Here is a 21379-nt window from a genome sequence, read left to right as displayed (position 1 = left end):
GCGCGAAGCTCCCAACTCACATTTCGGAGGTGACAATGTCATTGGCATTCGGCGATGGACGGGCCACAGGCATCGCTCCCGAAGGCATGGTCTGGATTGCTGGCCGGACCTTCACGATGGGCTCCAACAATCATTATCCGGAAGAGGCTCCAGCCCATCCCGTCAAGGTCGATGGCTTCTGGATCGACGAGATTCCAGTCACGAACCGGAGGTTCATGGAATTCGTCAAGGCGACGGGCTACGTGACCTTTGCCGAAAAGGCGCCTGAGGCAAAGGATTATCCTGGCGCCAAGCCAGAGATGCTCCGCGCCGGATCCCTTGTCTTCGTTCAGCCAAAGACGGTCAGCGGGTCTGATATCAGCCAGTGGTGGACCTTCAAGTTCGGTGCGAGCTGGCGCCGGCCGCTCGGTGGTCTGAGCGACCTGCGCGGCAAGCTCGACCACCCCGTCGTTCATGTCGCCTGGTGCGATGCCAAGGCCTATGCCGACTGGGCCGGCCTTGACCTGCCGACTGAGGCAGAATGGGAGCTTGCGGCTCGCGGCGGCCTCTACGATACCGAATTCGCTTGGGGCGACGAGTTGATGCCCGGCAGCACCCCCATGGCCAACACCTGGCAGGGAGCCTTCCCCGTGACATCCACAAAACCGAAGGGCCATGAACGGACCTCGCCCGTTCGCAACTTTCCGCCGAACGGCTACGGCCTCTACGACATGATCGGCAATGTCTGGGAATGGACCACCGACTATTGGTCCGGCCGCCATCCTGAACCCGCTGCAAAAACCTGCTGCATTCCAAGCAATCCGCGCGGCGGCGGCGTGGAAGCGAGTTACGATCCCCGCCAACCCAGCATCCGCATTCCGCGCCGTGTGCTGAAGGGCGGCTCGCATCTTTGTGCACCGAATTACTGCCGCCGCTATCGCCCGGCCGCCCGCCACGCCGAGCCGGAGGATACATCGACAAGCCATCTCGGCTTCCGCTGCATCAAACGCGTTTCAGCGCCAACGGAGGATGTCCATGAGACGATCCACTCAGGCCATTGATGCCTGCCTTGCCTCCCTAGCCGTCGCTCTCATCCTTCTGATCGCGGCGGCGTTGAACCCGGTCCTCGCGCAGGAGCCGCTGCCCTCGTGGAATGATACGCCCGCCAAGACCCGCATCATGGATTTCGTCAAGGCGACCGTCACGGAGGGTGGTGAGGGCTATGTTGCACCCGTGGACCGCATCGCCGTCTTCGACAATGACGGCACCCTCTGGTCCGAGCAGCCCTACTACGTCCAGCTCGGTTTTGTGCTCGATCGCGTCAAGGCGCTGGCACCCCGGCATCCCGAGTGGAAGACCAGAGAGCCCTTCAAGAGCGTTCTGGATGGCGATCTGAAAGGCATTGCCAAGGGCGGCGAGAAAGGCATGGTGGAACTGATGATGGCGACGCATGCCGGAATGACCACCGACGAATTCACCAAGATCGCCACAGACTGGTTCGCATCTTCAAAACATCCCAAGACCGGCAAGCCCTATACCGAGATGACCTACCTGCCGATGCGCGAACTGCTGGACCATCTACGCGCCAACGGCTTCCGAACCTATATCGTCTCCGGCGGTGGCGTCGAGTTTATGCGCCCGGTCACGGACCAGCTCTACGGGATCCCGCCCGAACAGGTCGTCGGCAGTACGATCGCAACCGAATATGATCTCGCCGGAGACGTTCCGGTTCTCAAACGCCTGCCGAAGATCGACTTCATCGATGATGGTCCAGGCAAGCCGGTGGGCATCAACAAGTTCATTGGTCTCAGGCCGATCTTCGTCGCCGGCAATTCGGACGGCGACTACGAGATGATGCGCTGGACGACGGCAGCCAAGGGTCCGAGCTTCGCCATGCTGGTCCACCATACCGACGCCACGCGCGAATATGCGTATGACCGAGATTCAGCCTTCGGAAAACTGGATAAGGCGCTCAACGAGGCCGAGCGCCGCAACTGGCTGGTTGTCGACATGAAAAACGACTGGAAAAAGATCTTCGCATTCGAACAGTGAGAAAGCGCTCGCTTGGTTGCCGCAAGCGCCCTCGCGCAATCTCAGAAATGGAAGACGACGCCCAGGATCGGGCCATGCTCGACGATATCATTGGTCAGGGTATCGTCACTGTAGTTCACGCCGAGAGCGCGATAGCCGGCAACGGCGGAAATGGCGTCGTTCCATTTGTAGCCGATAGCCGCCATGACATCCCAGTCGAGATCGGCACCGCCGGCGCCAATCAGGCCCCAGCCGGTCAAATAAACCGAAGGCGTGATCGAGTACATCCCTCTGACACCGGCCACGGCATCGACCCAGGTGGCATCGTCGGTGCCTGACACGCCGCCCAGCGGGCCGCCGGAAAAGGAGATCGTCGTTTCGGTATACCAGATCTTCACGCCACCGATCACATCAAGGCGGCCCTGGGGCTCGTCAATCACCGAGTAACCCGCACCGATCATCGCCGTGAAGGTTTCCGTTTTCAGGTCGACTTCGTCGGCCAATACGCCGCGCGGCGTGGCCGAGTCCGTCGTTATGCGGGCATAGATAATATCGGTCACGATGCTGAAACGGTCATAACGGGCGTCGCCCGCTGCCATGAAGCCGAAATCGAGATCCGAGAGGATGTCGCCGAAACTCTCATCGACATGAACCTCCGGAAGGCCGAAAACGCCGGTGTCGCCGGTGATCCCGGCGGCCCAGAAATAGGGCGCCATCGAAAAGGTCCATTTGTCGGCATCTGCAGGCCTCGGCTGCGGCGCGAGAACGGGAGCAATATCCGCAGCCTGCGCGACTACCGGAGCGGCCAGAATGGCCGCGGAAAGCAATAGCATGGTGGTTCGCATCCAATATCCCTCTGCTGACCCACGAATTCAAACTTGCCCCTGTAACGATAGGATACATCTCCGCCTCCAGGCGGAAGTACGTTACGGTAAACCGCGCCGTAAATGCCGCCGTAAACGGGCCTGTCGTTTTCGAGATATTGCGCCACTTCCATCCCGGAAGCCGAAAGAAAAAACGCTTCGAAATTTCTCTTCGCAGCGGCCGACCGGGTTGCAGGAGAGTGTTGCAGAAAGCAGCTAATCCCATCTACGGTTTCACGGCTCCGGTGACGTCATTGAGCGCGAACACGGCACCCGCCTTGGTCAGTCCCGCTACGATCTCTTCCGAAAGCAATGGCTGGAAGCGCCTTGCCTCCAGCTTTCGACGCAAGGTGCGCTCGAAATCCGGATCGCTGCCCCGCACATCGGCAAGCCGCTTCTTCGCTTGGTCGGAACCGAGCTGGCCGAGTGCCGCCGCCCGCAGGGCTCGCACGACGAAGTCGCTGCAATTCACCTGTTCGGCAAGTAATGAGGCCTCCGACCAGTCACCGCGGCGATAGGCATCCAGTGCAAGCACGAGCATGGCATCACGCGGCACGATATCGACGGCCCGCCCCGCATCCTGCGCCATGGCAACACCGGCGTCGAAGTAACCGGCCGAAAACAGTACGGAAGCAAGTTTCGCCACCGCATCCGGATTGCTCGGATTGAGCGAGATCGCCCGGTTCCCGGCCTGCAGCGCCGCATCGATGCGCCCATCGGCGAATTGCGTCACCATCAGCGCCACATAGGCGCGGTCCGACATGGGGGCGATCGAAACCGCGCGGTTCGCCAGATCGAGAGCCTGGGCGCGCACCGCGGCATCCCCGGCCGCGGCCTCCGGCGCGATGAGGACACGCGCGAGCAGCGCCTTTGCATCGGAATTGCTTGGATCAGCGGCAAGCGTCCGTTCAAGACAGGAGCGCACCGCAGCCATATTGTCCGAGCTGCCGTCATCGAGCTGATATTCGGCACGCAGGACGCAGGCGTTTCCGATCGACTCCGCGCTGCCGGCATGCGTTTCGATATTGTTGATCGCGCCCCGCGTCGCTGCAAAGCGGCGAGCAAGAACATCGACGATCTCCTGACGTGTCGCTGCTGCACTCCTGCCGTCGATGGCTATCTTTTCGAGCCCCGATTTCAGGAGGTCACCGGACTGGCTGTCGACGATTTGCCACCATACGCTCCTGATATCGCCGTCGCCGTAATATTTCATGTCGATTTCATAGGCCCGCCCCGCGACCTTCTGGGTTCGCATACCGGCATAACCCGCCTTCGCCACAGTCAGCGTCTGGAATTGCGTCAGCGCCGTCAGCAGCATATCGCGCGTCTGGCTAGCCTCGCCCTGCAACCTGGTGTCGACGGCATCCATGGAAAGAGCAACTGACGGACGGACCGTCAGGGACGGCTTCGATGCATAGGCGATAGCGCCGCCGGCAATCGCGACGCACAGCAGCAACGCCGCGCCGGCATGTACCGCCAAGGGTCGCCTTGAGGATGAGGCGGCAACAGGGCTCTCCGCAACTTGAGAAACCGGAACATCATCCAGCGTCTCGGGCAGATCGCTTTCCAGCACCAGTTCTTCCACGTCGTGTTCATAAGCCACATGCGAACGAGGGAAAAGCGTGACATAGGTTCCCTTCGGGATGTGGATCGTCACATCACGCTCAGCACCGAAAGCTTCGTAGTAGTTCTCGACCGACGAGCGCAACCGGCTCACTTCGATGCGCACGATCGGATCGTTCGATGCATCGAAATTGCTGGCACGCCCGAGAACGTCAAGTGCAATCGAATAGGCCTTGACCCCCTCCTCGCAGCCGGCGAAACGCCTTTCCGCAAGATACCTCAGAATGGCCCGTTGCCGTTCAGTGGCGTGGAATCTGGGATCGGACAGAATTCGTTCGAGTTCCGCCCTGGCCTCCGGCAACGATACTTCGCATGCCCTGGTATCGTGTACTTCAGCACCCATGATCGCCCCGTACGCGCTGATTAGGCTAAAGTATAACAGAGATGTTTATCGCCGAGACAGCAGCAGGTTGCAACCGAAAATGCTAACAAAACCAATAGATGATCGATTTAACGCGAGTCTGCGCCTCAATCCGGCCCGCTCGGGCGATGTTCCAGGACATATTGGATGACGTCGGATTCGATTTCGGCACAGATCGTTTCGTATTCTCTCACCATCGGATGATGCTCGTCTCCAGGTTGCCGCATCAGCCGCCCCAGAGCGAGGCTTGCTTCTTCATAAGCCTCGAAGAGATCGTCGAGCGAATGGGATTTCGAGGCGAGAAGCTGCAGTCTGCCGCGCATGGCAGGCAATTTCAGCATGAGCCGCCACAGTCCGCGCTGTGCGGTTTCGGTACTGCTACGATTGATACCTCCTTTCCCGGCCATCGGAATTTCAGCCTCCTGCTCATCCCGCCGACTATGAAGTGGCGGATGGAAGATGGAAGTACGTTACCGTAAATCCCCCACCGTTTACGCCTCTTCCCTCGCCTTTACCCCAGAGTTTACTGTAACGTACTCCCATAAACACATCGGCTGTGCTCATCCTTCTGTCGTGGAAGGATGAGAGTATGGACAGATCGGCGATGGCCTCTGCTGCAGCCGGCAGCTTTGCCGGGAGACATCTAGGATGATCAGGCTGGCGGTATTTCTTCTGGCTTTCCTCGTCGTGACCTCGGTGGCGGCGCAAACCGCGCCGCCACCGCCCCAGCAGAAGATCGACCAACTGATAGGCCTGTTGCAGGATCCCGAAATCCAAACCTGGCTGGAAAGTCGGAAGAAGGAGCAGCAATCAGCGCTCGCTGTCGCAGAGCCATCCGGCTTTGCAGCCTGGGAAGTACGGGTGCGCTCGCGCATCAACGGTATTCTCACCGCCATTCCGCGCATCCCCTCCGAAATGTCTGAAGGCGCCGCTCGTGCTCGCCAGGATGCCGTCTCACACGGATATGCGCCCATCTTCCTGATTTTTGCCGGCTTGGTCGCAGTAGGGGCGGCCGCCGAGTGGCTCTTCAGACGCGCCCGGTCTCCGTCAATCGGCCCGGTCGCCCGCCTTCTTCCGGTCGCGGTTTTCACGGTGGTCGTGGCAGTCATATTCTTCGCCGTTGAATGGCCGCCGCTCGCCAGGCTGGTTCTCCTCGCCTATCTGGTCGCCTTCATCGTCTACCGTGTCGCCGCTGTCTTGATTGGCCTCGTGGAAAGCAACCGCCCCTCACTCACCATCCGCGCCCGGCTCTTCGTCGGCATCGCATTATTTGCCGCGGCGACCGCGACGCTCGGCGCACCGCTTGGCGTCGACCGGGCCGTTGCGGAGGCCATCTCCTATTGTTTCTCGGCTCTTCTGCTGGCACTTGCTATCGAAACGGTCTGGTCGGCATTGGCCCGTCCTATTGTCATAAAGGCAGGCCTTACCGCCTTCCTCGGCCTGTTGTGGGTCCTCTGGTGCGTCGATCTAAAAGGGCTTTTCTGGATCGGCATCTACGCCCTTGTCTTGCCGGATCTATTGCGCGCCACGGGCAGGGCTGCAGCAACGCTCACCTCGGCGCCATCAGAGAGCCCCAAAAGCATATTGCTTGTCCGTGGCAGCCGGGCAATCGTCATCGCGCTCGCCGTCGGCTGGTTGGCCCTCGTCTGGCATTTCAATCCGGATTCCTTGGCAAATCAGAACGCGACGATGGCCGCCGTCCTCAATGGATTGCTGAAAGGCGTTATCGTGCTTTTGATCGCCGATCTTCTCTGGCAGCTTGCCAAGGGCTGGATCGACCGCACTATTACGACCTCTGCGGACGCGACCGGGCTCGCCCCCGCCGAAGTGGCAAAACGCGCGAGATTCCGCACGCTTTTGCCGATCTTTCGCAATGCGCTTGCCGTCATGGTGGCGGTCATGGCCGGCCTGATCATTCTCTCCCAGCTTGGCGTCGAGATCGGACCTCTGATCGCCGGCGCGGGCATCTTCGGCGTGGCGATTGGATTCGGCTCGCAGACTCTCGTCAAGGACGTCATCAGCGGCGTTTTCTACATGCTCGACGACGCCTTCCGCGTCGGCGAATACATTCAGGCGAAAAACTACAAGGGAACGGTGGAAGGCTTCAGTCTGCGTTCGGTGCGCCTGCGCCACCATCGCGGCCCAGTCTTCACCGTGCCCTTCGGAGAGCTCGGCGCGGTGGAGAATATGAGCCGTGACTGGGTGATCGACAAGTTCCGCATCTCGGTCGCCTATAACACCGACATCAACAAGGCCCGGAAAATTACCAAGGCGATCGGCGCAGAACTGAAAGAAGATGCCGAGGTCGGTCCCCTCTTCATCGAGCCGCTCAAGATGAAAGGCGTCGAGGAATTCGGCGACTACGGCATCGTCCTCAGTTTCGCCATGACGACCGTGCCCGGCATGCAGACCTATATCCGCCGCAAGGCCTACGCCATGATCCGCGAAGCTTTCCAGAACAACGGCATCGAATTCGCCCAGCCCATGGTGCAGGTCGGCGGCGACGACAAGAACGGCGCTGCGGCCGCCGCAACTACGCTGCGCACCGCCCAGCAGGCAAAGGCCGCCGGCGCGGAAGGCTAACTTATTATTGTAACGGCAGCGACCGTCCTTATTCGGCCTCGACGAGATAACGCGTCAGCGCCGCAGCCGACATTTCGCGTGCAAGGCTTGCGGCCTGACCAGCCCACATATTGCTAAAATCCGATCTGCCGTCCCTCTCGGTCACCGCCCTCAGCGGCGTGAGCGCGCCGCCGGCGGTCGGAAATGCCGGCGCGGTGTCCGACAGCGGCCCGATTTCCCGCATGATGCGATTGACGATGCCGCGCGCGGGACGACCGGTAAAGATATTGGTCAACGCGGTATTGTCGTCCCGCGCCGATTTCAGCGCTTCACGATGAAAGGTCGTGACCTTTGCTTCCGGCGTAAAGAGATAGGCAGTACCCACCTGAACTGCGGACGCGCCAAGCACAAAAGCGGCGCGAACACCACGCCGATCGCTGATGCCGCCGGTCGCGATGACAGGCACGGAAACAGCATCGACGATCTGCGTTATCATGTCGTCATCAAGGAAATTGCCCCGATGTCCGCCAGCTTCCAGGCCCATTGCAATGACCGCATCGACACCACGATCCACCAGCCAGCGCGCCTCCGCAACTGTCGTCGCCGCAGCGATGATCTTCGCGCCGGTGCGCCGCACGCGCTCGAGCAGGTCCGCTCCCGGCAGGCCGAAATGGAAGCTGACGACTTCGGGCCGATGGCTTTCGACAACCGTACAATAATCGTTATCGAAAGGTGCGCGCCCTGCCGCCGGAACCGGCGCGCCAGGATCGAGCCCCAGCTCGACATAATAGGGCGCAAGCGCGGTGCGCCATTTCATCTGGGCGACGGGATCAACTGCAGGATTGGCATGTGCGAAGAAATTGACATTGATCGGCTTTGATGTCGCCGAGCGTATCTGGTCAAGCGCCGCCTTCGTCTGCTCGATCGTCAGTAGCGCGGCAGGAAGCGATCCAAGGCCGCCGGCTTCGCTTGCCGCAATCACCATCTCGGGCGTGGTCGCGCCTGCCATCGGTGCCTGAATGATGGGAAGCTCGACCCCGAAGAGGTCGATGATGCGATTGTCCTGCCAGTTGCCCATGACACTATGTTCCATGCGTTGCGCTTGATCATAAAGCGAGTGGCGGCCTTGCGGGCCGCCACGACACTATTTCTGCTTTGCTGCTTTCTCCGCAAGCTGCTTGCGATATTCAGGCACAGGCAGACCGCCGACACCCCAATTTTCCATCTCGACTTCATCAATGACGACAAAAGTGGAGTCATGCGGCTTGCCCATAATCTCGAAGAGCAGATCGCTGACACCCTTGATCAAGGCGGCCTTCTGCTCCGGCGTAGTGCTGATTGCGCCCGGAGCCGTGCCTTCCCGCGTCACTTTGATATTCACATAAGGCATTGTCGTTCTCCTTGAAGGACGGGCGCTATTGAACGCTCCGTCCATTGTCCACTCTCTCTCGGCTTTACCAGCGACCGGCGTGCTGGCCGCCGTCGACATTCACCGTCTCGCCGGTCACGAAGCCTGCTTTCTCCAGATAGAGAACCGCATCGACGATTTCGCTCACCTCGCCCAGCCGGCCGACCGGGTGCAGGCCCTTGAGGAAGTCATGTGTTTCCGGCGCATGCATGGGCGTCCTGATGATGCCAGGTGCGACCGCATTCACGCGAATGCCGCTCTTGGCATATTCGATGGCAAGCCCACGGGTGACCGCATCGAGGCCGCCCTTGGTCAACGTCGCAAGGCCTGTGGGAACATCGGCGATCGGCTGGTCCACAAGGGCTGTCGTGATCTGAACGATGTGACCATGGCCCTGCTTCAGCATCTGGGCAATGCCAAACTGGGTGACATGGAAGAAGCCGGCAATGTTGACATCGATGACGTTGTTGAAGTCTTCGACCGTGTAATCGGTAAACGGCTTGCCGATGAAGATACCGGCATTGTTGATCAGCGTATCGACACGACCGAAACGCTCGACGGCAGTCTTGACCACCTCTTCAGCGACACCGCGTTCGCCGATGCTGCCGGGCACTGCGACAATGCCCGCATCCGACGACGGCCGAATGTTGCGGGAGTTGGCGACGACCACATAGCCTTGCTTGCGATAGGCCTCGACGATACCGGCGCCGATACCCTGCGAGGCACCGGTGACGATTGCGACTTTCTGTTCATTGCTCATGATATTTCTCCTTGGAGGATGGCGCCTTGCACCATGTTTGAGGGATGATCAGGCCTTCAGGTCGACGACGAGCGGTTTGCCTTTTTCGAAGAGCTTCAGGCGCTCCTGGAGGTTGAAGACCGAGAAGGTGTGTGCGAGCTGGTCTTGATTTTCACGGAAATGCACCCAGCCCTCGTTGTGCGCGGGTACGAGCAGCGCGTTCGGGAAGGCATGTGCCGCCTCCAGAGCGTCCTCGCTGCCCATCGTCATGTGGAAGCGGCCACGGGGCTCGGCAGCACCCGTAAACAGCAGCACCACTTTGGGAGAAAAGAGCCGCGCGACCTCGGCCGTACCCTCGTACCAGACTGTGTCACCGGTCACGTAGAGAAGGTCACCCGGCTTTTCGCGGCCAAGCGCAAAGCCGACGACATCGCCTGAAATCGGCTCGATGCCGACAGGGCCATGACGGGCCGGCGTTGCCGTAACCAGTAGCCTCTCGCCGTCAGCACCTTCCAGCGTAACGGTCTCGAACGGAGCAAGGCCAAGCACATTGCCACCGAGCCGTTCCGCACCGGCTTTGGTCGTGTAGGTGGTGCCAACTGTCGGCAGCATCGCCCGACCGGCGCTGTCGAGATTATCGAGATGCTGGTCATGGCTGAGCAGGACGGCGTCCAGCCGGCCGATCTCTTCGACCGACAAAGCCGGTCCGGAAGTCTTTTCGAAGCGCACGGGCTTCTCCCTGTAGAGGCCCGGCGGGTCGAATGTCGGATCGGTGAGAAGCCGGAGCGCGCCGTATTCGATCAGCACGGTCGGCCCGCCGATCAGCGTAAGATTGAGAGTGGAAGAACTCATGTCGGCAACCCTTTCTGTTTCGAGGTCGCCTCCTATCTAGTCCCGTTCCCTTCTGCGAAAAATTCGCTATTCTTTGCCAATGGCTGATAAAAAACGCACAGAGCCGGACTGGCAGGACATCAGGGTTTTTCTCGCGCTCGGACGGCACGGCAGCCTGTCGGCTGCCGCCCGCACGCTGCGCGTCAATCATGCAACGATTGCCAGGAGGCTTCATTCCCTGGAGGAAACGCTCGGCGAAAAACTGGTCGAGCGCCGCCCGGACGGCTATGTGCTGACCCCAGCCGGAACGCGCGCGCTGACAGCCGCAAGCGACATGGAAGCCTCGGTCCAGACACTCGGGCGCGGCTGGAAGGATGACTCGCCGAAGGGCCTCGTGCGCATCAATGCCTCACCCGCACTCTCGCAGGGTTTTCTCATCCCCCGCCTGGCGAAGATAACAACGCAATTTCCCGGCCTCGACATTGATCTCGCAACCGACCTGCGCACCATCAGCCTCGAACGCCACGAGGCCGATATCGCCATTCGCCTGGGAAAACCGCAGGACGGAGATCTCATCGCCAAACAACTCGCGACGATCGGTTACGGCTATTACGGAACACAGGAGATCTGCAGACAGGTCGAGAATGGCACAGAGCCGGTCTTCATCAGCTTTGACGAGGTAAACACCTATGTGCCTGAGGCGATGTGGTTGGCCCGCCATTTCCCGCACTCCCGGATATCCTTCCGTGCCAACAATCAGGTATCCCAGGCAATGGCAGCCAGGGCGGGCGCCGGTCTGGCGCTCTTGCCTCATTATCTCGGCCGCACGGAAAGAGATCTCAGTCTCTGCACGTTGGAGCCAGTTCCGCCGCCGCGCGAAGCCTGGCTTCTTACCCGACGCCAACATCGCAAGGATCTGCCGATCCGCACTGTTGCCGAATACATCACCAGGATCTTCGCGGCGGAAAGTGCCTTGTTCGAGAAATAAGCAGCCGCGCCTTATCAGAAGGAAAGGTCGAGCACACGACCTTCGAACAAACGATCCCTCGAACCTTCGAGATGGGCCCGCATCAGATCGCGGGCATCCTCTGCTCTGCCCTCGGCAATCGCTTTGTAGATTTCGTTATGTTCCTGATAAACCTGCTCAAGGCCCGGCCGCGGTCCGAGCAGCGACAGCCCGTGCAGATGCATGCCGACGGCGATATGCGCTTTCAGCGCATCCATGGATGCCGTGTAATAGTGATTGTTGGCAGCTTCGGTAACAGCTCGGTGGAAGACGAAGTCTGCATCCACCCGGTGCAACTGATGGCTTGTTGCTTCGCGCAGATCCGCAAGGGCTGCGGCAATCTTCTGGATCGCGGCATCGTCGCGGCGCTTGGCGGCAAAATAGGCGGCCGCCGGTTCGATCGTCAGGCGGAATTCGTAGCAACGCTGGATGTCGGCAATCGTCTTGACCGGCGAATAAGCAAGTTGCGCTGTCGGCGAGCCATGCGCGCTGACGAAGGTACCGGCCCCCTGCCTTGCATAGACGATCCCCTGCTCACGCAGGCGCGCCAGCGCATCGCGCACGATGGGGCGCGAGACGCCCAGCAGAGAGGCAAGTTCATGTTCGCCCGGAAGGCGTGAATCCGGCGGATAGTTACCGGCGCGGATACGCTCCATCAGCTGATCGAAGACACGGTCGACCAGCTTCACGGCCCTGCCCGGCCGGGCTGCCGGCGCAGCTTCCGGATTCACCGATCCGCCATTCGCTTCATCCACTCTCATTCTCCCTGCTGGCATCCGCTCAAGCCGCCTGATTCCGAACGATCAGTCTTAGCAAACTATCGGAATTGCCGAAGCCCCCCGACTTGACCGCGCAACGAAATTGCCGCCCGTTGGCGCCGGTGACGTCGAACCACGGAATACCGGCCTCGATTTCACCCTTCGGCAACAGGACCGAAACGCCCAGTTCACGGAAAACGGCAAGCGCGGTATCGCCCCCGCCCACCATGATCATATCCGGGCTCGTATCATCTATGACCGATTTCACGCCCTGCGCAAAGCGAGCGGCAACGAGCGCGGCATTGCTGTTCATCTCGCCCGTGCAGCGCATCAGCGCCGGCAGCGCCAGCCCCTCACCGCTTTCGACCGCACCCATCGGCGCATCGACGACGATGCGCAGCGCACCCGATGCTTCGAGACGATCCATCTGCCCAGCCGTGATCGGATCACGGGACCCGAAGGCGAAGAGCGTCTTTCGTGTCGCGAGAAATTCCGGCATCAGCCGCGCAGGTCCGCCGAGCCGGCGCGCCAGGGCCGAACCCAGACCACGAGCCCCGACGGCAAGGGTGGAAAGCCAGTCATTCTCCATGGCGACAATATCGAGATCGGCATCGTCTTCGGCATCCGCAACCATCACGTCACGGCCAAATCCGGCAAAGAGGTCGGCGATCGGCAACGGATGCTCCACACCGCGCCCGACCATGCATCCGCGATAAGTGATCCGCTCCTGATCGGGAATGGCGGGCGCCATGAGGATAGTCTTGAGACCCAGCACGTCGGCCAGCGCAATGCTTTCAGCCGCGACATTGCCCTTCAGCCGGGAGTCGATTTTCTTCATAAAGACGGCCGGCCCGGCAGCGCGCAGGGCCTCGGCGACGACCCGCACGCGCGCGGCCGCTTCCTCTTCCGGCAGGCTGCGCGAGGCAGTATTGACCACAACGACTTCGGCGCCGGTTTCCAGCACCTTGCCAACCGCTTCGACATCGATCGCCACGGCGACTGACAACCCGGCCTCTACAAAGGGTGTGCCCGTATCAAGCGAGCCGGTCAGATCGTCGGCAATGATGGCGACTTTCAGCGTCATGAAGTCTGCCCCGGATTGACGGCATGGCAGGCAACGAGATGGCCGGGCTTCGCTTCCTTCCATTCCGGAACGACCTTGCTGCAAACCTCCATGGCGATCGGGCAGCGCGTGTGGAAACGGCAGCCTGTCGGCGGGTTCAGCGGGCTCGGCACATCGCCCTGCAGGATCTGGCGCTTGCGGCTGCGCTCGAGTTCCGGATCGGTCTCCGGCACGGCCGAAAGCAGCGCCTTCGTATAGGGATGCAGCGGATTGTCGAAGAGCTCTTCGCGCGTGGCAAGCTCGGCCAGGCGGCCGAGATACATGACGCCGACGCGTGTACTGATGTGGCGCACGACAGCCAGGTCATGAGCGATGAAGAGATAGGTCAGGCCATATTTTTCCTGCAGGTCGAGCAGCAGGTTGATGATCTGCGCCTGGATCGACACGTCGAGCGCAGAAATGGCCTCGTCGCAGACGATGAATTTCGGCTGGCAGGCAAGCGCACGCGCTATGACGACACGCTGGCGCTGACCGCCCGAGAGCTCATGCGGATAGCGCTGCGCAAAACGTGTCGGCAGGCCGACATCCGTCAGCAGCGCCGCGATCTTGTCCTTCAGCTCGGCTTTGGTGGCAAGCTTGTGGAAGAGAATCGGCTCGCCGATCGCCTCGCCCACGGTCATGCGCGGGTTCAGCGTCGAATAGGGATCCTGGAAGACGATCTGCAGGTCGCGGCGGAAGGGCCGCATCTGCTTTTCATCCAGCGTCGCAAGATCCTGGCCCTCGTAGACCACCTTGCCGCTGGTCGCCTTGTAGAGATTGAGAATGGTGAAGCCGGTCGTCGACTTGCCGCAGCCGGATTCACCGACGAGGCTCAGCGTCTCGCCTTCCATGATCTCGAGATTGACATTGTCGAGCGCATAGACGGTCGCCGAGCGCTCGCCGAAAGCGCCGAGCTTGACGTGGAAATGCTTGACGAGGTTTTCGACCTTCAAGAGCGGTTGAGCACCCATCACGCAGCCTCCTGTATTCTCTGAACGACGAAACAGGCGGCGCGATGCGCGCTGTTGCCGGAAATCGGCTCAAGCCGCGGTACACGCTCATGACAGACGGCTTCCGCCAGCGGGCACCGCGGTGCAAAGGGGCATCCTTTAGGGCGACGGCCAGGCTCGGGTGGGGTGCCGCCGATCGAGGACAGGCGGCTTGCGGGCGCATCCGAAAGCTTCGGGATCGAGGACAAGAGGCCGCGCGTATAGGGATGGCTGGGACGAGCATAGAGCTCGTCCACCGGCGCATCTTCCACGACCGTGCCGGCATAGAGCACGGCGACGCGATCGACGAGACCCGCAATCAGCGCAAGGTCGTGGGTGATCCAGACGACGGACATGCCGAGCTTGGCGCGCAGATCCTTCACCAGATCGACGATCTGGGCCTGGATCGTCACGTCGAGCGCGGTCGTCGGCTCATCGGCGATCAGGAGCTTCGGATTGCAGGCAAGGCCGATCGCGATCATCACGCGCTGGCGCATGCCGCCGGAAAGCTCGTGCGGATAGGCCATCAGCCGCTCTTCCGGGCCGGGAATGCCGACAAGGCGCAGAAGCTCGACGGCGCGCGCTCTGGCATCCGCCTTCGACATCTTGCGATGATAGATCAGCGGCTCGCAGATCTGGTCGCCGATGCGCATGACCGGATTGAGCGAGGTCATCGGATCCTGGAAGACGAAGCCGACATCGCCGCCGCGCACCTTGCGCAACTCGCCGTTCGACATCTTCTGAAGGTCGCGGCCGTCAAACTTGGCCGTGCCCTTCGTCACCTTGATCTTGTTCGGCAGGAGCCGCATCAGGCTCAGCATCGTCAGGCTCTTGCCGCAGCCGGATTCACCGACGACGCCGAGCGTCTCGCCCTTGTTGACGTAGAGGTCGATGCCGTCGACGACGACGGCGGGGCCGCGGCGCGTATCGATCTCGATAGTGAGATCCTTCACGTCCAGCAGGCGTTCGTTGCTCGTTGCATTCATCATTTGCTGCCCCGCGGATTGAGTGCGTCGTTGAGGCCGTCGCCGAGGAAGCTGAAGGCCACCGAGGCAAGACCGAGCACGGCCGCCGGAGCGGCGAGGAGATGCGGATAATGCTGCCAGACGCGCAAACCGTCCGAGATCATGTTGCCCCAGCTGGGCGTGGGCGGATTGACACCGACGCCGAGGAAGCTGAAGGCGCTTTCCAGCACCATTGCCGTGCCGAGGCCGGCGCTGACGGAAACGATCAGCGGCCCGAGTGCATTCGGCACGATATAGCGCAGGATGACGATCCAGTTGGAAAGGCCGAGCGCCTGTGCCGCCATGACGTAGGGACGATTGCGGATCGACAGCACCTGGGCGCGCACGAGGCGCGCATAGGGCGGCCAGGAGATCAGCGCCATCGAGCCGAAGACCAGGATGAAATCCACCCAGACCGTCTGGCGGTAGAAGGGGTTCAGGGTCGCGAGATACTGCGCCTCCATCCACCTGGTGATCGGCGTCTTCAGCGATGCATTGATGACGACAACGAGAAGCAGGTTCGGCACCGACATCGTCACATCGGTCAGCCACATGATGGCCCGGTCATAGGGATTGCCGAAGAAGCCGGCGACGGCGCCGAGCAGCAGTCCGATCACGACGGCGATAAAAGTGACGATAACGGCGACGAGGAAGGCCGTGCGCGTCCCGAACACGATGCGGCTGAAGACGTCGCGGCCGAGGTCGTCAGTACCGAAGAAATGCGCGAGCGACGGCACCGCATTGCGCGAGGCGAGATCCTGGCTGAGGTAATCGTAGGGCGTCAGATATGGGCCGAAGATTGCCGTGAAGGCAAGTATCACAATCACGATCAGGCCGAAGATCGCAAGCTTGTTGCGCTTCAGGCGATGCCAGGCATCGCGCCACAGGTTGACCGGCGGCTCCTCGGCCGTGTCGATCGTCGAAAGAGGAATGGCGGACATGGTCAGCGGCTCCTTCTGGAATCATTGGCGCGCGGATCGAGCAGCGGGTAGAGCACATCGACCAGCAGGTTCGACACCATGACCAGGAAGGATCCGATCAGGGTGATCGCGAGAATGACGGGATAATCAGAATTGGTAAGCGCCTGCACGGTCAACCGGCCGAGGCCAGGCAAGCCAAAGACGAGCTCGACGAAGATGGCGCCGTTAACGATGGTGATCATGATGAGGCCGAGCTGCGTCACAATGGGCGTCAGCACCGGACGCAGGATATGCTTCAGCGCCACCACGATTTCCGGCACGCCCTTGGCACGCGCGGTGCGAACGAAATCTTCAGACAGAACCTCGATGACGGCGGCGCGCGTCTGGCGCACGATCAGCGCGATCGGCTGGAAAGAGAGCACGATCAGCGGCAGGATGATGCGCACGTCGAAGACGCCGCCCCAGCCATAGGGCACCTTGATCATCGGCAAGAGCACGATCAGCGCCACCATCAGCAGCGGGCCTGCAACATAGGCCGGGATCGCCCAGAGGAAAAGCGCCGTACCGAGGATCGTATAGTCGACGCGGCTGTTCTGGTTCAGAGCGGCGATCATCCCGAGCGGGATCGCAACGACCGTCGTCAGGATGATGGAACAGAGCGCAAGCTGGAAAGAGACGGGAGCAGCTGCCGAAACCATTGCCCAGACAGAGCGGCCGGATGTCAGCGAATTGCCGAACTGCCCGTGCAGGAGGTTCCAGATGTAAAGACCGAACTGCTCGATGAAGGGCTTGTTGAGACCAGCACTTTCACGGATCGCCTCGATACGCTGCGGGTTGTAGGCAACGTCACCGGGCGCGCGAAGGAAGATCAGCTTGATCGGATCGCCCGCACCATAGAAAGCCATCGCGTAGACGGCCATCATCACGACCAGGACAGACGGAATCCAGATGGCAAACCGCGTGAGCACATAGCGTAGCAAGGCCACCTCCCATTCTTGCCCGGCGCATTCCCGCGGGAGGCCGCAGCCGCCGGTTCTTCTTGAAATGTAGCGCGAAGACCTTTCGGCCTTCGCGCCGCTGCTTTGGCCGCATCATGCGGCCTGCTATCGGCTTCAGCCGATGGAAACATCCCAGGGAGCCACGACCTGCCAGTCGAGGTTCTTTTCCATTGCCTTGACGTCCTTGGTTGCCCAGCGCGACATCGCTTGAGAATACCATGGAAGGAAGGCCCAGTCGTCGCGGAAGGCCTTCTGGGCCTCCTGCGCGAGCTTCACGCGATCCGGATCATCGGCAGCCTTGGTTGCGGCTTCCGCAAGCAGGCTGTCCACCTTGTCATTCTTGTATCCGCCGAGCTTGTTCTGGGCGTTGGACGAGGTGGAGGCAATCGAGCCGGCAAGATAAGAAACGGCATCGGGAACACGCGTGCCGACGTCGTCGCGGAAAATCTGAACCGAGTTCTGGTCCGGACCTGCATAAGCGTCCTGCTGCGGCTTCATATCGACGGCGGTGATGCCGAGATTCTGGCGCCATTGTTCGGCGATGAACTGGGCAGCCGCCTGGATCGCCGGACCGGAAATACCAACGAAAAGCAGCTTCGGAAGACGCTCCGGACCGCCATAGCTCGATTCCGCCAGCAGCTTCTTGGCTGCTGCGGGATCATACGGATAGGGCTCGAAGCCGGAATTGTCCGCACCCGGAACCGAGTTCAGGATCTGGTCGGCCTTCTTATGAGGACCATCCGGATAGGACGCCTTGAACAGGCCGTCGCGATCGACCGCCATGATCAGCGCCTGGCGAACCTTGGGATCGTCCATCGGCGCGCGCGACGTGTTGAACCAGAAATGCTGGCTGGTCGGGATGAGAGGGCCGGCAGAAAATTCCGGGCCGAGATCCTGGATGATCGTCGAGGTGACAAGCTCGGTGTGAGCATTATACTCGCCGGACTTGATCAGCGAGGTCGCGGTGACATTGTCTTCGATCGAGCTGATCTCGATGCGGGCAAGCTTCGGCTTCGGTCCGAAGAATTTCTCGTTCGGCTCGAAGGTCAGCGTGCCGGCGTCGATATCAAGCGCCGTCAGCTTGAAGGGGCCGGAATAGACGGCGCTACTATCAGGCTTGTACCAATCGGCCACTTCCTCGCCATCGCTGCCGCGCGATTGGGCGGCCTTGGTGATTGGGACGATGTGGTTGGCAAGGCGCATGAAGAAGATCGCATCGGCTTGCGTCAGCGTGCAGACAACCGTCGATTCATCAGGCGTTGTTACGCCGGTCAGCTCGTTGGCGGAGCCAGCAGAGATTTCCTTGTAGCCCTGCACCTTGCTCAGCACCTGGTCGACGCGCTGGTTCTTGGTATTGGGCATGGAAGCAACTTCCCAGGAGCCCTTGATATCGGCCGCGGTGATCTTGCTGCCATCGGAGAAAACTGCCTTCGGATCGATCTTGAACGTCCAGACCTTCTTGTCTGGCGAGTCCCAGCTCGTGAAGATGTAAGGCTGGATCTTGCCCTCGGCGTCGAAATACATCGGCGACGCCCACCAGAAGGAATTCCAGCGGAAGGTTCTGCCGCCGCCGCGCAGCGGCGACCAATCCTGGTCGAAGGCCGGATTGATGGCCTTCAGGACCTGTCCGTCCTGCGCCATGACGATGCGCGCACTCGCACCGAAGAGCGAGAAGCCGACACCGGCCGCAAGCCCGAGCTTCAGCGCCTCACGACGGGAAATCTGCGAAAAGTTCTCAATTGTCATTTGCTCCTCCCTGGCAAATAGCGCGCCTTTCGAAAGACCTCCCCGAAGCTGCGCGATATGGCACTGACATTTGCGCGATAATGTAAATCTGTCAATGGAAAATAAGAAATGAAAGATCAAAAATGATTTGTGCAATTATTTAATGATATAAATCAATGATTTAAAAATAGGCGCGCAGAGTTTTTAAATTTGTAAGATTGACAACTGCCCTGCATTAGGATGAATACGGCTGCGTAAGAACGTGCCGGGAAGGCCCGGTCTGACGAGGAGGATACTTTGAGCGATCACAAGATTACAGGCGTCTATAGCGCCGCCACCACCCCTCTCAATACCGATGGCAGCCCCGATCTCGGCCTTTTCACCGAACATTGCCAGCGACTGATCGAAGAAGGTTGCCACGGCGTGGCGCTGCTTGGAACGACGGGCGAAGCCAACTCCTTCTCTTCCCCCGAACGCCGCATGATTCTCGAAGCGGCTCTGAAGGCTGGCATTCCAGCCGACAAGCTGCTGCCGGGCACCGGCGTCGTCGCCATTCCCGAGACGGTCGAACTGACGAAGCATGCGCTTTCGCTCGGCATTACCAAGGTGGTCATGCTGCCGCCCTTCTACTACAAGGGCGTCTCAGACGAGGGGCTATTCGCTGCCTATGCGCAGATTCTGGAGAAGATCAGCGATATCAGGCTGCAGGTGATCCTTTATCATATCCCGCAGGTCTCAGGCGTTCCGCTCTCCGTTCCGCTGATCAGCCGGCTGGTCGAAGCCTTCCCGGAAACGGTTGTCGGCATTAAGGAATCTGCAGGCGATTTCAACAACATGCAGGCGATCATCGCAGCCTGCCCCGGCTTCTCGGTGCTCTGTGGCGCCGACCCACTGCTGCTGCCGCTCCTGAAGGCCGGCGGCACCGGTTGCATTACCGCGACCTCGAACCTCGTCGCAAATTCGCTACGCACGGTCTACGACCATGTCCACGACGAGGCAAAGAGCGCAGAGGTCGAGGCTGCGCAGGCGCGGATCAATGCCTTCCGCACCCTGTCGAACTCCTATGTCCAGATCCCGACGATCAAAGCCATGGTCGGTCTGAAGACCGGCAATGCCGACTGGCGGCGCACACGTCCACCGCTGGTGCCGCTCAATGATGCCGAATATGCAGCGCTCGCCGAAGGCTACGCAAAGCTGCCATAAAGGAGGATGCCATGCAAACGACAGGTTTGAAACCCGAAGAAGTTCCGTCGCTGATGGACGGTGTCCTCAGGGTAAATACCGCCCAGACCGGCCGCTTTGACGCCTATCTGCCCTCCCCCTGCATCCAGAACCATGCCGCCAATCTCGCTTTTCTGGCCGATGGCACGCTGACCTGTGTTTGGTTTGGCGGCACGATGGAAGGCATGGGCGACATATCGATTTACATGTCGCGACTGGCGCCCGGCACGGATCGCTGGTCCGAACCGGAGAAAATGTCTGATGATCCGGCAAAATCCGAGCAAAATCCCCTGATTTTCAATGCGCCGGATGGTCGGGTCTGGCTGCTTTACACCTCGCAGACATCTGGGGATCAGGACGGCGCAGTTGTCAAATGCCGGATCTCCGAAGATGATGGCAAGAGTTTTGCTCCGCCCACCATTCTCTGCGACCTGCCCGGCACCTTCGTGCGCCAGCAGATTGTCGTTAATAGCAAAGGCGACTGGTTACTTCCCGTCTTCCGCTGCATCAGCCTGCCCGGTCAGCGCTGGAGCGGCGATGCCGACACCGCAGGCGTTCTGATCTCCCACGATGTCGGAAAGAGCTGGCGGATGAAGGAAATAGAAGGCAGCCTGGGCGCCGTGCACATGAATATCGTACCGCTCGAGAGTGATAGGATGATTGCCTTCTTCCGCGATCGTTATTCGGAGAACATTCGCGCTTCGCTGTCCTTGGACCAAGGCGAGACCTGGAGTGCGCCGGAGCCGACCAATCTGCCCAACAATAATTCCTCGATCCAGGCCGCAGGGCTGACGGACCGGAGAATCGCGATGGTTTACAACCACAGCAACGCTGCGTCCTCCGACGCGCGACGCCACTCGCTCTACGATGAAATCGAAAGCGACAAGGCGCCTGTCGCGGAAGTTTCGAGCATATCGGCCAGAAAAGCCATCTGGGGTGTTCCGCGCGCACCGCTCAGCCTTGCAGTTTCCGCCGATGCAGGTGGTTATTTCGAACGCAAGTTCGATCTCGATACCGGCGACGGTTACTGCCTGAGCAACAACTCCAAGGATATGCTCAATCGCGAGTTCTCCTATCCCTCCATCACACAGGGACCGGATGGCGCGCTTCATGTAGCCTACACCTATTACAGACGCGCCATAAAATATGTGCGTCTTCCTTTGGAATCAATTACTTAGAAGACCATCTTAGTAGCCGACAGCGTATGGGCAGGCCGAATGTTTGAAACAATTCGGCCTGCTTAAGCGTGCGGCCATTTT

At 60.4% G+C, this 21379-nt stretch carries 20 protein-coding genes; 6 read left to right on the top strand and 14 right to left on the bottom strand.

Annotated elements, in window-relative coordinates; genetic code table 11:
* The first annotated feature begins 35 nt into the window (after positions 1-35).
* Both H4W29_RS13675 and H4W29_RS13670 read left to right on the top strand, forming a co-directional pair.
* Positions 36-1040, top strand: a complete 1005-nt coding sequence (locus tag H4W29_RS13675) for a formylglycine-generating enzyme family protein (protein ID WP_192729379.1) — start codon at positions 36-38, stop codon at positions 1038-1040.
* Positions 1015-2031, top strand: coding sequence for an HAD family hydrolase (locus H4W29_RS13670; protein ID WP_192729378.1), 1017 nt, complete (start codon positions 1015-1017; stop codon positions 2029-2031). Before H4W29_RS13675 ends, H4W29_RS13670 begins: the two co-directional genes overlap by 26 nt.
* A 41-nt stretch (positions 2032-2072) precedes the next feature.
* Here the strand turns inward: H4W29_RS13670 and H4W29_RS13665 are convergent, their stop codons facing one another.
* The 3 genes from H4W29_RS13665 to H4W29_RS13655 all read right to left on the bottom strand — a co-directional run bounded on the left by H4W29_RS13665 (position 2073) and on the right by H4W29_RS13655 (position 5264).
* Positions 2073-2855 (bottom strand): DUF481 domain-containing protein, encoded by a 783-nt coding sequence (locus H4W29_RS13665; protein WP_192729377.1) that lies wholly within the window; start codon positions 2853-2855, stop codon positions 2073-2075.
* Between the two features lie 244 nt (positions 2856-3099).
* Positions 3100-4839, bottom strand: coding sequence for a tetratricopeptide repeat protein (locus H4W29_RS13660; protein WP_192729376.1), 1740 nt, complete (start codon positions 4837-4839; stop codon positions 3100-3102).
* 125 nt (positions 4840-4964) lie between these two features.
* Positions 4965-5264: a hypothetical protein gene (locus H4W29_RS13655; RefSeq protein ID WP_192729375.1), complete on the bottom strand. Its 300-nt coding sequence runs from the start codon at positions 5262-5264 to the stop codon at positions 4965-4967.
* Between the two features lie 241 nt (positions 5265-5505).
* On the opposite strand from H4W29_RS13655, the gene H4W29_RS13650 reads away from it, so the two are divergent.
* Positions 5506-7440: a mechanosensitive ion channel family protein gene (locus tag H4W29_RS13650; RefSeq protein WP_192729374.1), complete on the top strand. Its 1935-nt coding sequence runs from the start codon at positions 5506-5508 to the stop codon at positions 7438-7440.
* Positions 7441-7468: 28 nt separating this feature from the next.
* On the opposite strand, the gene H4W29_RS13645 is transcribed toward H4W29_RS13650, so the two are convergent.
* The 4 genes from H4W29_RS13645 to H4W29_RS13630 all read right to left on the bottom strand — a co-directional run bounded on the left by H4W29_RS13645 (position 7469) and on the right by H4W29_RS13630 (position 10418).
* Positions 7469-8497, bottom strand: a complete 1029-nt coding sequence (locus H4W29_RS13645; protein ID WP_192730734.1) for an NAD(P)H-dependent flavin oxidoreductase — start codon at positions 8495-8497, stop codon at positions 7469-7471.
* Between the two features lie 66 nt (positions 8498-8563).
* A complete protein-coding gene (locus tag H4W29_RS13640; RefSeq protein WP_192730733.1) occupies positions 8564-8809 on the bottom strand; it encodes a tautomerase family protein in 246 nt (81 codons plus the stop codon).
* A 64-nt stretch (positions 8810-8873) separates the two neighbouring features.
* Complete coding sequence (locus H4W29_RS13635) at positions 8874-9587, bottom strand: SDR family NAD(P)-dependent oxidoreductase (protein WP_192729373.1); 714 nt, start codon at positions 9585-9587, stop codon at positions 8874-8876.
* A 48-nt stretch (positions 9588-9635) separates the two neighbouring features.
* Positions 9636-10418, bottom strand: a complete 783-nt coding sequence (locus H4W29_RS13630; protein WP_192729372.1) for an MBL fold metallo-hydrolase — start codon at positions 10416-10418, stop codon at positions 9636-9638.
* A 79-nt stretch (positions 10419-10497) separates the two neighbouring features.
* Between H4W29_RS13630 and H4W29_RS13625 the strand changes: the two genes are divergently transcribed.
* On the top strand, positions 10498-11385 hold the full coding sequence (locus tag H4W29_RS13625) for a LysR family transcriptional regulator (protein ID WP_192729371.1): 888 nt from the start codon (positions 10498-10500) through the stop codon (positions 11383-11385).
* Between the two features lie 14 nt (positions 11386-11399).
* Here the strand turns inward: H4W29_RS13625 and H4W29_RS13620 are convergent, their stop codons facing one another.
* From H4W29_RS13620 to H4W29_RS13590, 7 genes are all read right to left on the bottom strand, one after another.
* A complete protein-coding gene (locus tag H4W29_RS13620; RefSeq protein WP_192729370.1) occupies positions 11400-12158 on the bottom strand; it encodes a FadR/GntR family transcriptional regulator in 759 nt (252 codons plus the stop codon).
* 25 nt (positions 12159-12183) lie between these two features.
* The gene (locus H4W29_RS13615; RefSeq protein WP_192729369.1) at positions 12184-13245 is read right to left on the bottom strand and encodes a four-carbon acid sugar kinase family protein; all 1062 of its coding nucleotides are present in this window, start codon (positions 13243-13245) and stop codon (positions 12184-12186) included.
* Complete coding sequence (locus tag H4W29_RS13610; RefSeq protein WP_192729368.1) at positions 13242-14234, bottom strand: ABC transporter ATP-binding protein; 993 nt, start codon at positions 14232-14234, stop codon at positions 13242-13244. Before H4W29_RS13610 ends, H4W29_RS13615 begins: the two co-directional genes overlap by 4 nt.
* Positions 14234-15238, bottom strand: a complete 1005-nt coding sequence (locus H4W29_RS13605; protein ID WP_376776582.1) for an ABC transporter ATP-binding protein — start codon at positions 15236-15238, stop codon at positions 14234-14236. Before H4W29_RS13605 ends, H4W29_RS13610 begins: the two co-directional genes overlap by 1 nt.
* A complete protein-coding gene (locus H4W29_RS13600) occupies positions 15238-16197 on the bottom strand; it encodes an ABC transporter permease (protein WP_192729366.1) in 960 nt (319 codons plus the stop codon). The genes H4W29_RS13605 and H4W29_RS13600 overlap by 1 nt, the downstream gene beginning before the upstream one ends.
* A gap of 2 nt (positions 16198-16199) precedes the next feature.
* On the bottom strand, positions 16200-17156 hold the full coding sequence (locus H4W29_RS13595; RefSeq protein ID WP_192729365.1) for an ABC transporter permease: 957 nt from the start codon (positions 17154-17156) through the stop codon (positions 16200-16202).
* 132 nt (positions 17157-17288) lie between these two features.
* Positions 17289-18920, bottom strand: a complete 1632-nt coding sequence (locus H4W29_RS13590) for an ABC transporter substrate-binding protein (protein WP_192729364.1) — start codon at positions 18918-18920, stop codon at positions 17289-17291.
* Between the two features lie 276 nt (positions 18921-19196).
* On the opposite strand from H4W29_RS13590, the gene H4W29_RS13585 reads away from it, so the two are divergent.
* Together H4W29_RS13585 and H4W29_RS13580 are read left to right on the top strand one after the other, a co-directional pair.
* Positions 19197-20102: a dihydrodipicolinate synthase family protein gene (locus H4W29_RS13585; protein ID WP_192729363.1), complete on the top strand. Its 906-nt coding sequence runs from the start codon at positions 19197-19199 to the stop codon at positions 20100-20102.
* Positions 20103-20113: 11 nt separating this feature from the next.
* Entirely contained in the window at positions 20114-21298 is a 1185-nt protein-coding gene (locus H4W29_RS13580; RefSeq protein ID WP_192729362.1) for a sialidase family protein, read from the top strand.
* Positions 21299-21379: the final 81 nt, after the last annotated feature.

Origin of the sequence: Rhizobium viscosum, assembly GCF_014873945.1 — a bacterium.
GTDB classification, from domain to species: domain Bacteria; phylum Pseudomonadota; class Alphaproteobacteria; order Rhizobiales; family Rhizobiaceae; genus Rhizobium; species Rhizobium viscosum.
Note: the sequence above shows the minus strand (reverse complement) of the source record. Positions and strands in the feature narration are given on the sequence as shown.

Bases quoted from the DNA above. Each gene is read 5' to 3' on its own strand.
- H4W29_RS13605 (WP_376776582.1), bottom strand. From the start codon at position 15,238: ATGAATGCAACGAGCAACGAACGCCTGCTGGACGTGAAGGATCTCACT.
- H4W29_RS13590 (WP_192729364.1), bottom strand. From the start codon at position 18,920: ATGACAATTGAGAACTTTTCGCAGATTTCCCGTCGTGAGGCGCTGAAG.
- H4W29_RS13640 (WP_192730733.1), bottom strand. From the start codon at position 8,809: ATGCCTTATGTGAATATCAAAGTGACGCGGGAAGGCACGGCTCCGGGC.
- H4W29_RS13660 (WP_192729376.1), bottom strand. From the start codon at position 4,839: ATGGGTGCTGAAGTACACGATACCAGGGCATGCGAAGTATCGTTGCCG.
- H4W29_RS13670 (WP_192729378.1), top strand. From the start codon at position 1,015: ATGAGACGATCCACTCAGGCCATTGATGCCTGCCTTGCCTCCCTAGCC.
- H4W29_RS13630 (WP_192729372.1), bottom strand. From the start codon at position 10,418: ATGAGTTCTTCCACTCTCAATCTTACGCTGATCGGCGGGCCGACCGTG.
- H4W29_RS13625 (WP_192729371.1), top strand. From the start codon at position 10,498: ATGGCTGATAAAAAACGCACAGAGCCGGACTGGCAGGACATCAGGGTT.
- H4W29_RS13675 (WP_192729379.1), top strand. From the start codon at position 36: ATGTCATTGGCATTCGGCGATGGACGGGCCACAGGCATCGCTCCCGAA.
- H4W29_RS13610 (WP_192729368.1), bottom strand. From the start codon at position 14,234: ATGGGTGCTCAACCGCTCTTGAAGGTCGAAAACCTCGTCAAGCATTTC.
- H4W29_RS13645 (WP_192730734.1), bottom strand. From the start codon at position 8,497: ATGGGCAACTGGCAGGACAATCGCATCATCGACCTCTTCGGGGTCGAG.
- H4W29_RS13600 (WP_192729366.1), bottom strand. From the start codon at position 16,197: ATGTCCGCCATTCCTCTTTCGACGATCGACACGGCCGAGGAGCCGCCG.
- H4W29_RS13615 (WP_192729369.1), bottom strand. From the start codon at position 13,245: ATGACGCTGAAAGTCGCCATCATTGCCGACGATCTGACCGGCTCGCTT.
- H4W29_RS13580 (WP_192729362.1), top strand. From the start codon at position 20,114: ATGCAAACGACAGGTTTGAAACCCGAAGAAGTTCCGTCGCTGATGGAC.
- H4W29_RS13635 (WP_192729373.1), bottom strand. From the start codon at position 9,587: ATGAGCAATGAACAGAAAGTCGCAATCGTCACCGGTGCCTCGCAGGGT.
- H4W29_RS13665 (WP_192729377.1), bottom strand. From the start codon at position 2,855: ATGCGAACCACCATGCTATTGCTTTCCGCGGCCATTCTGGCCGCTCCG.
- H4W29_RS13650 (WP_192729374.1), top strand. From the start codon at position 5,506: ATGATCAGGCTGGCGGTATTTCTTCTGGCTTTCCTCGTCGTGACCTCG.
- H4W29_RS13655 (WP_192729375.1), bottom strand. From the start codon at position 5,264: ATGGCCGGGAAAGGAGGTATCAATCGTAGCAGTACCGAAACCGCACAG.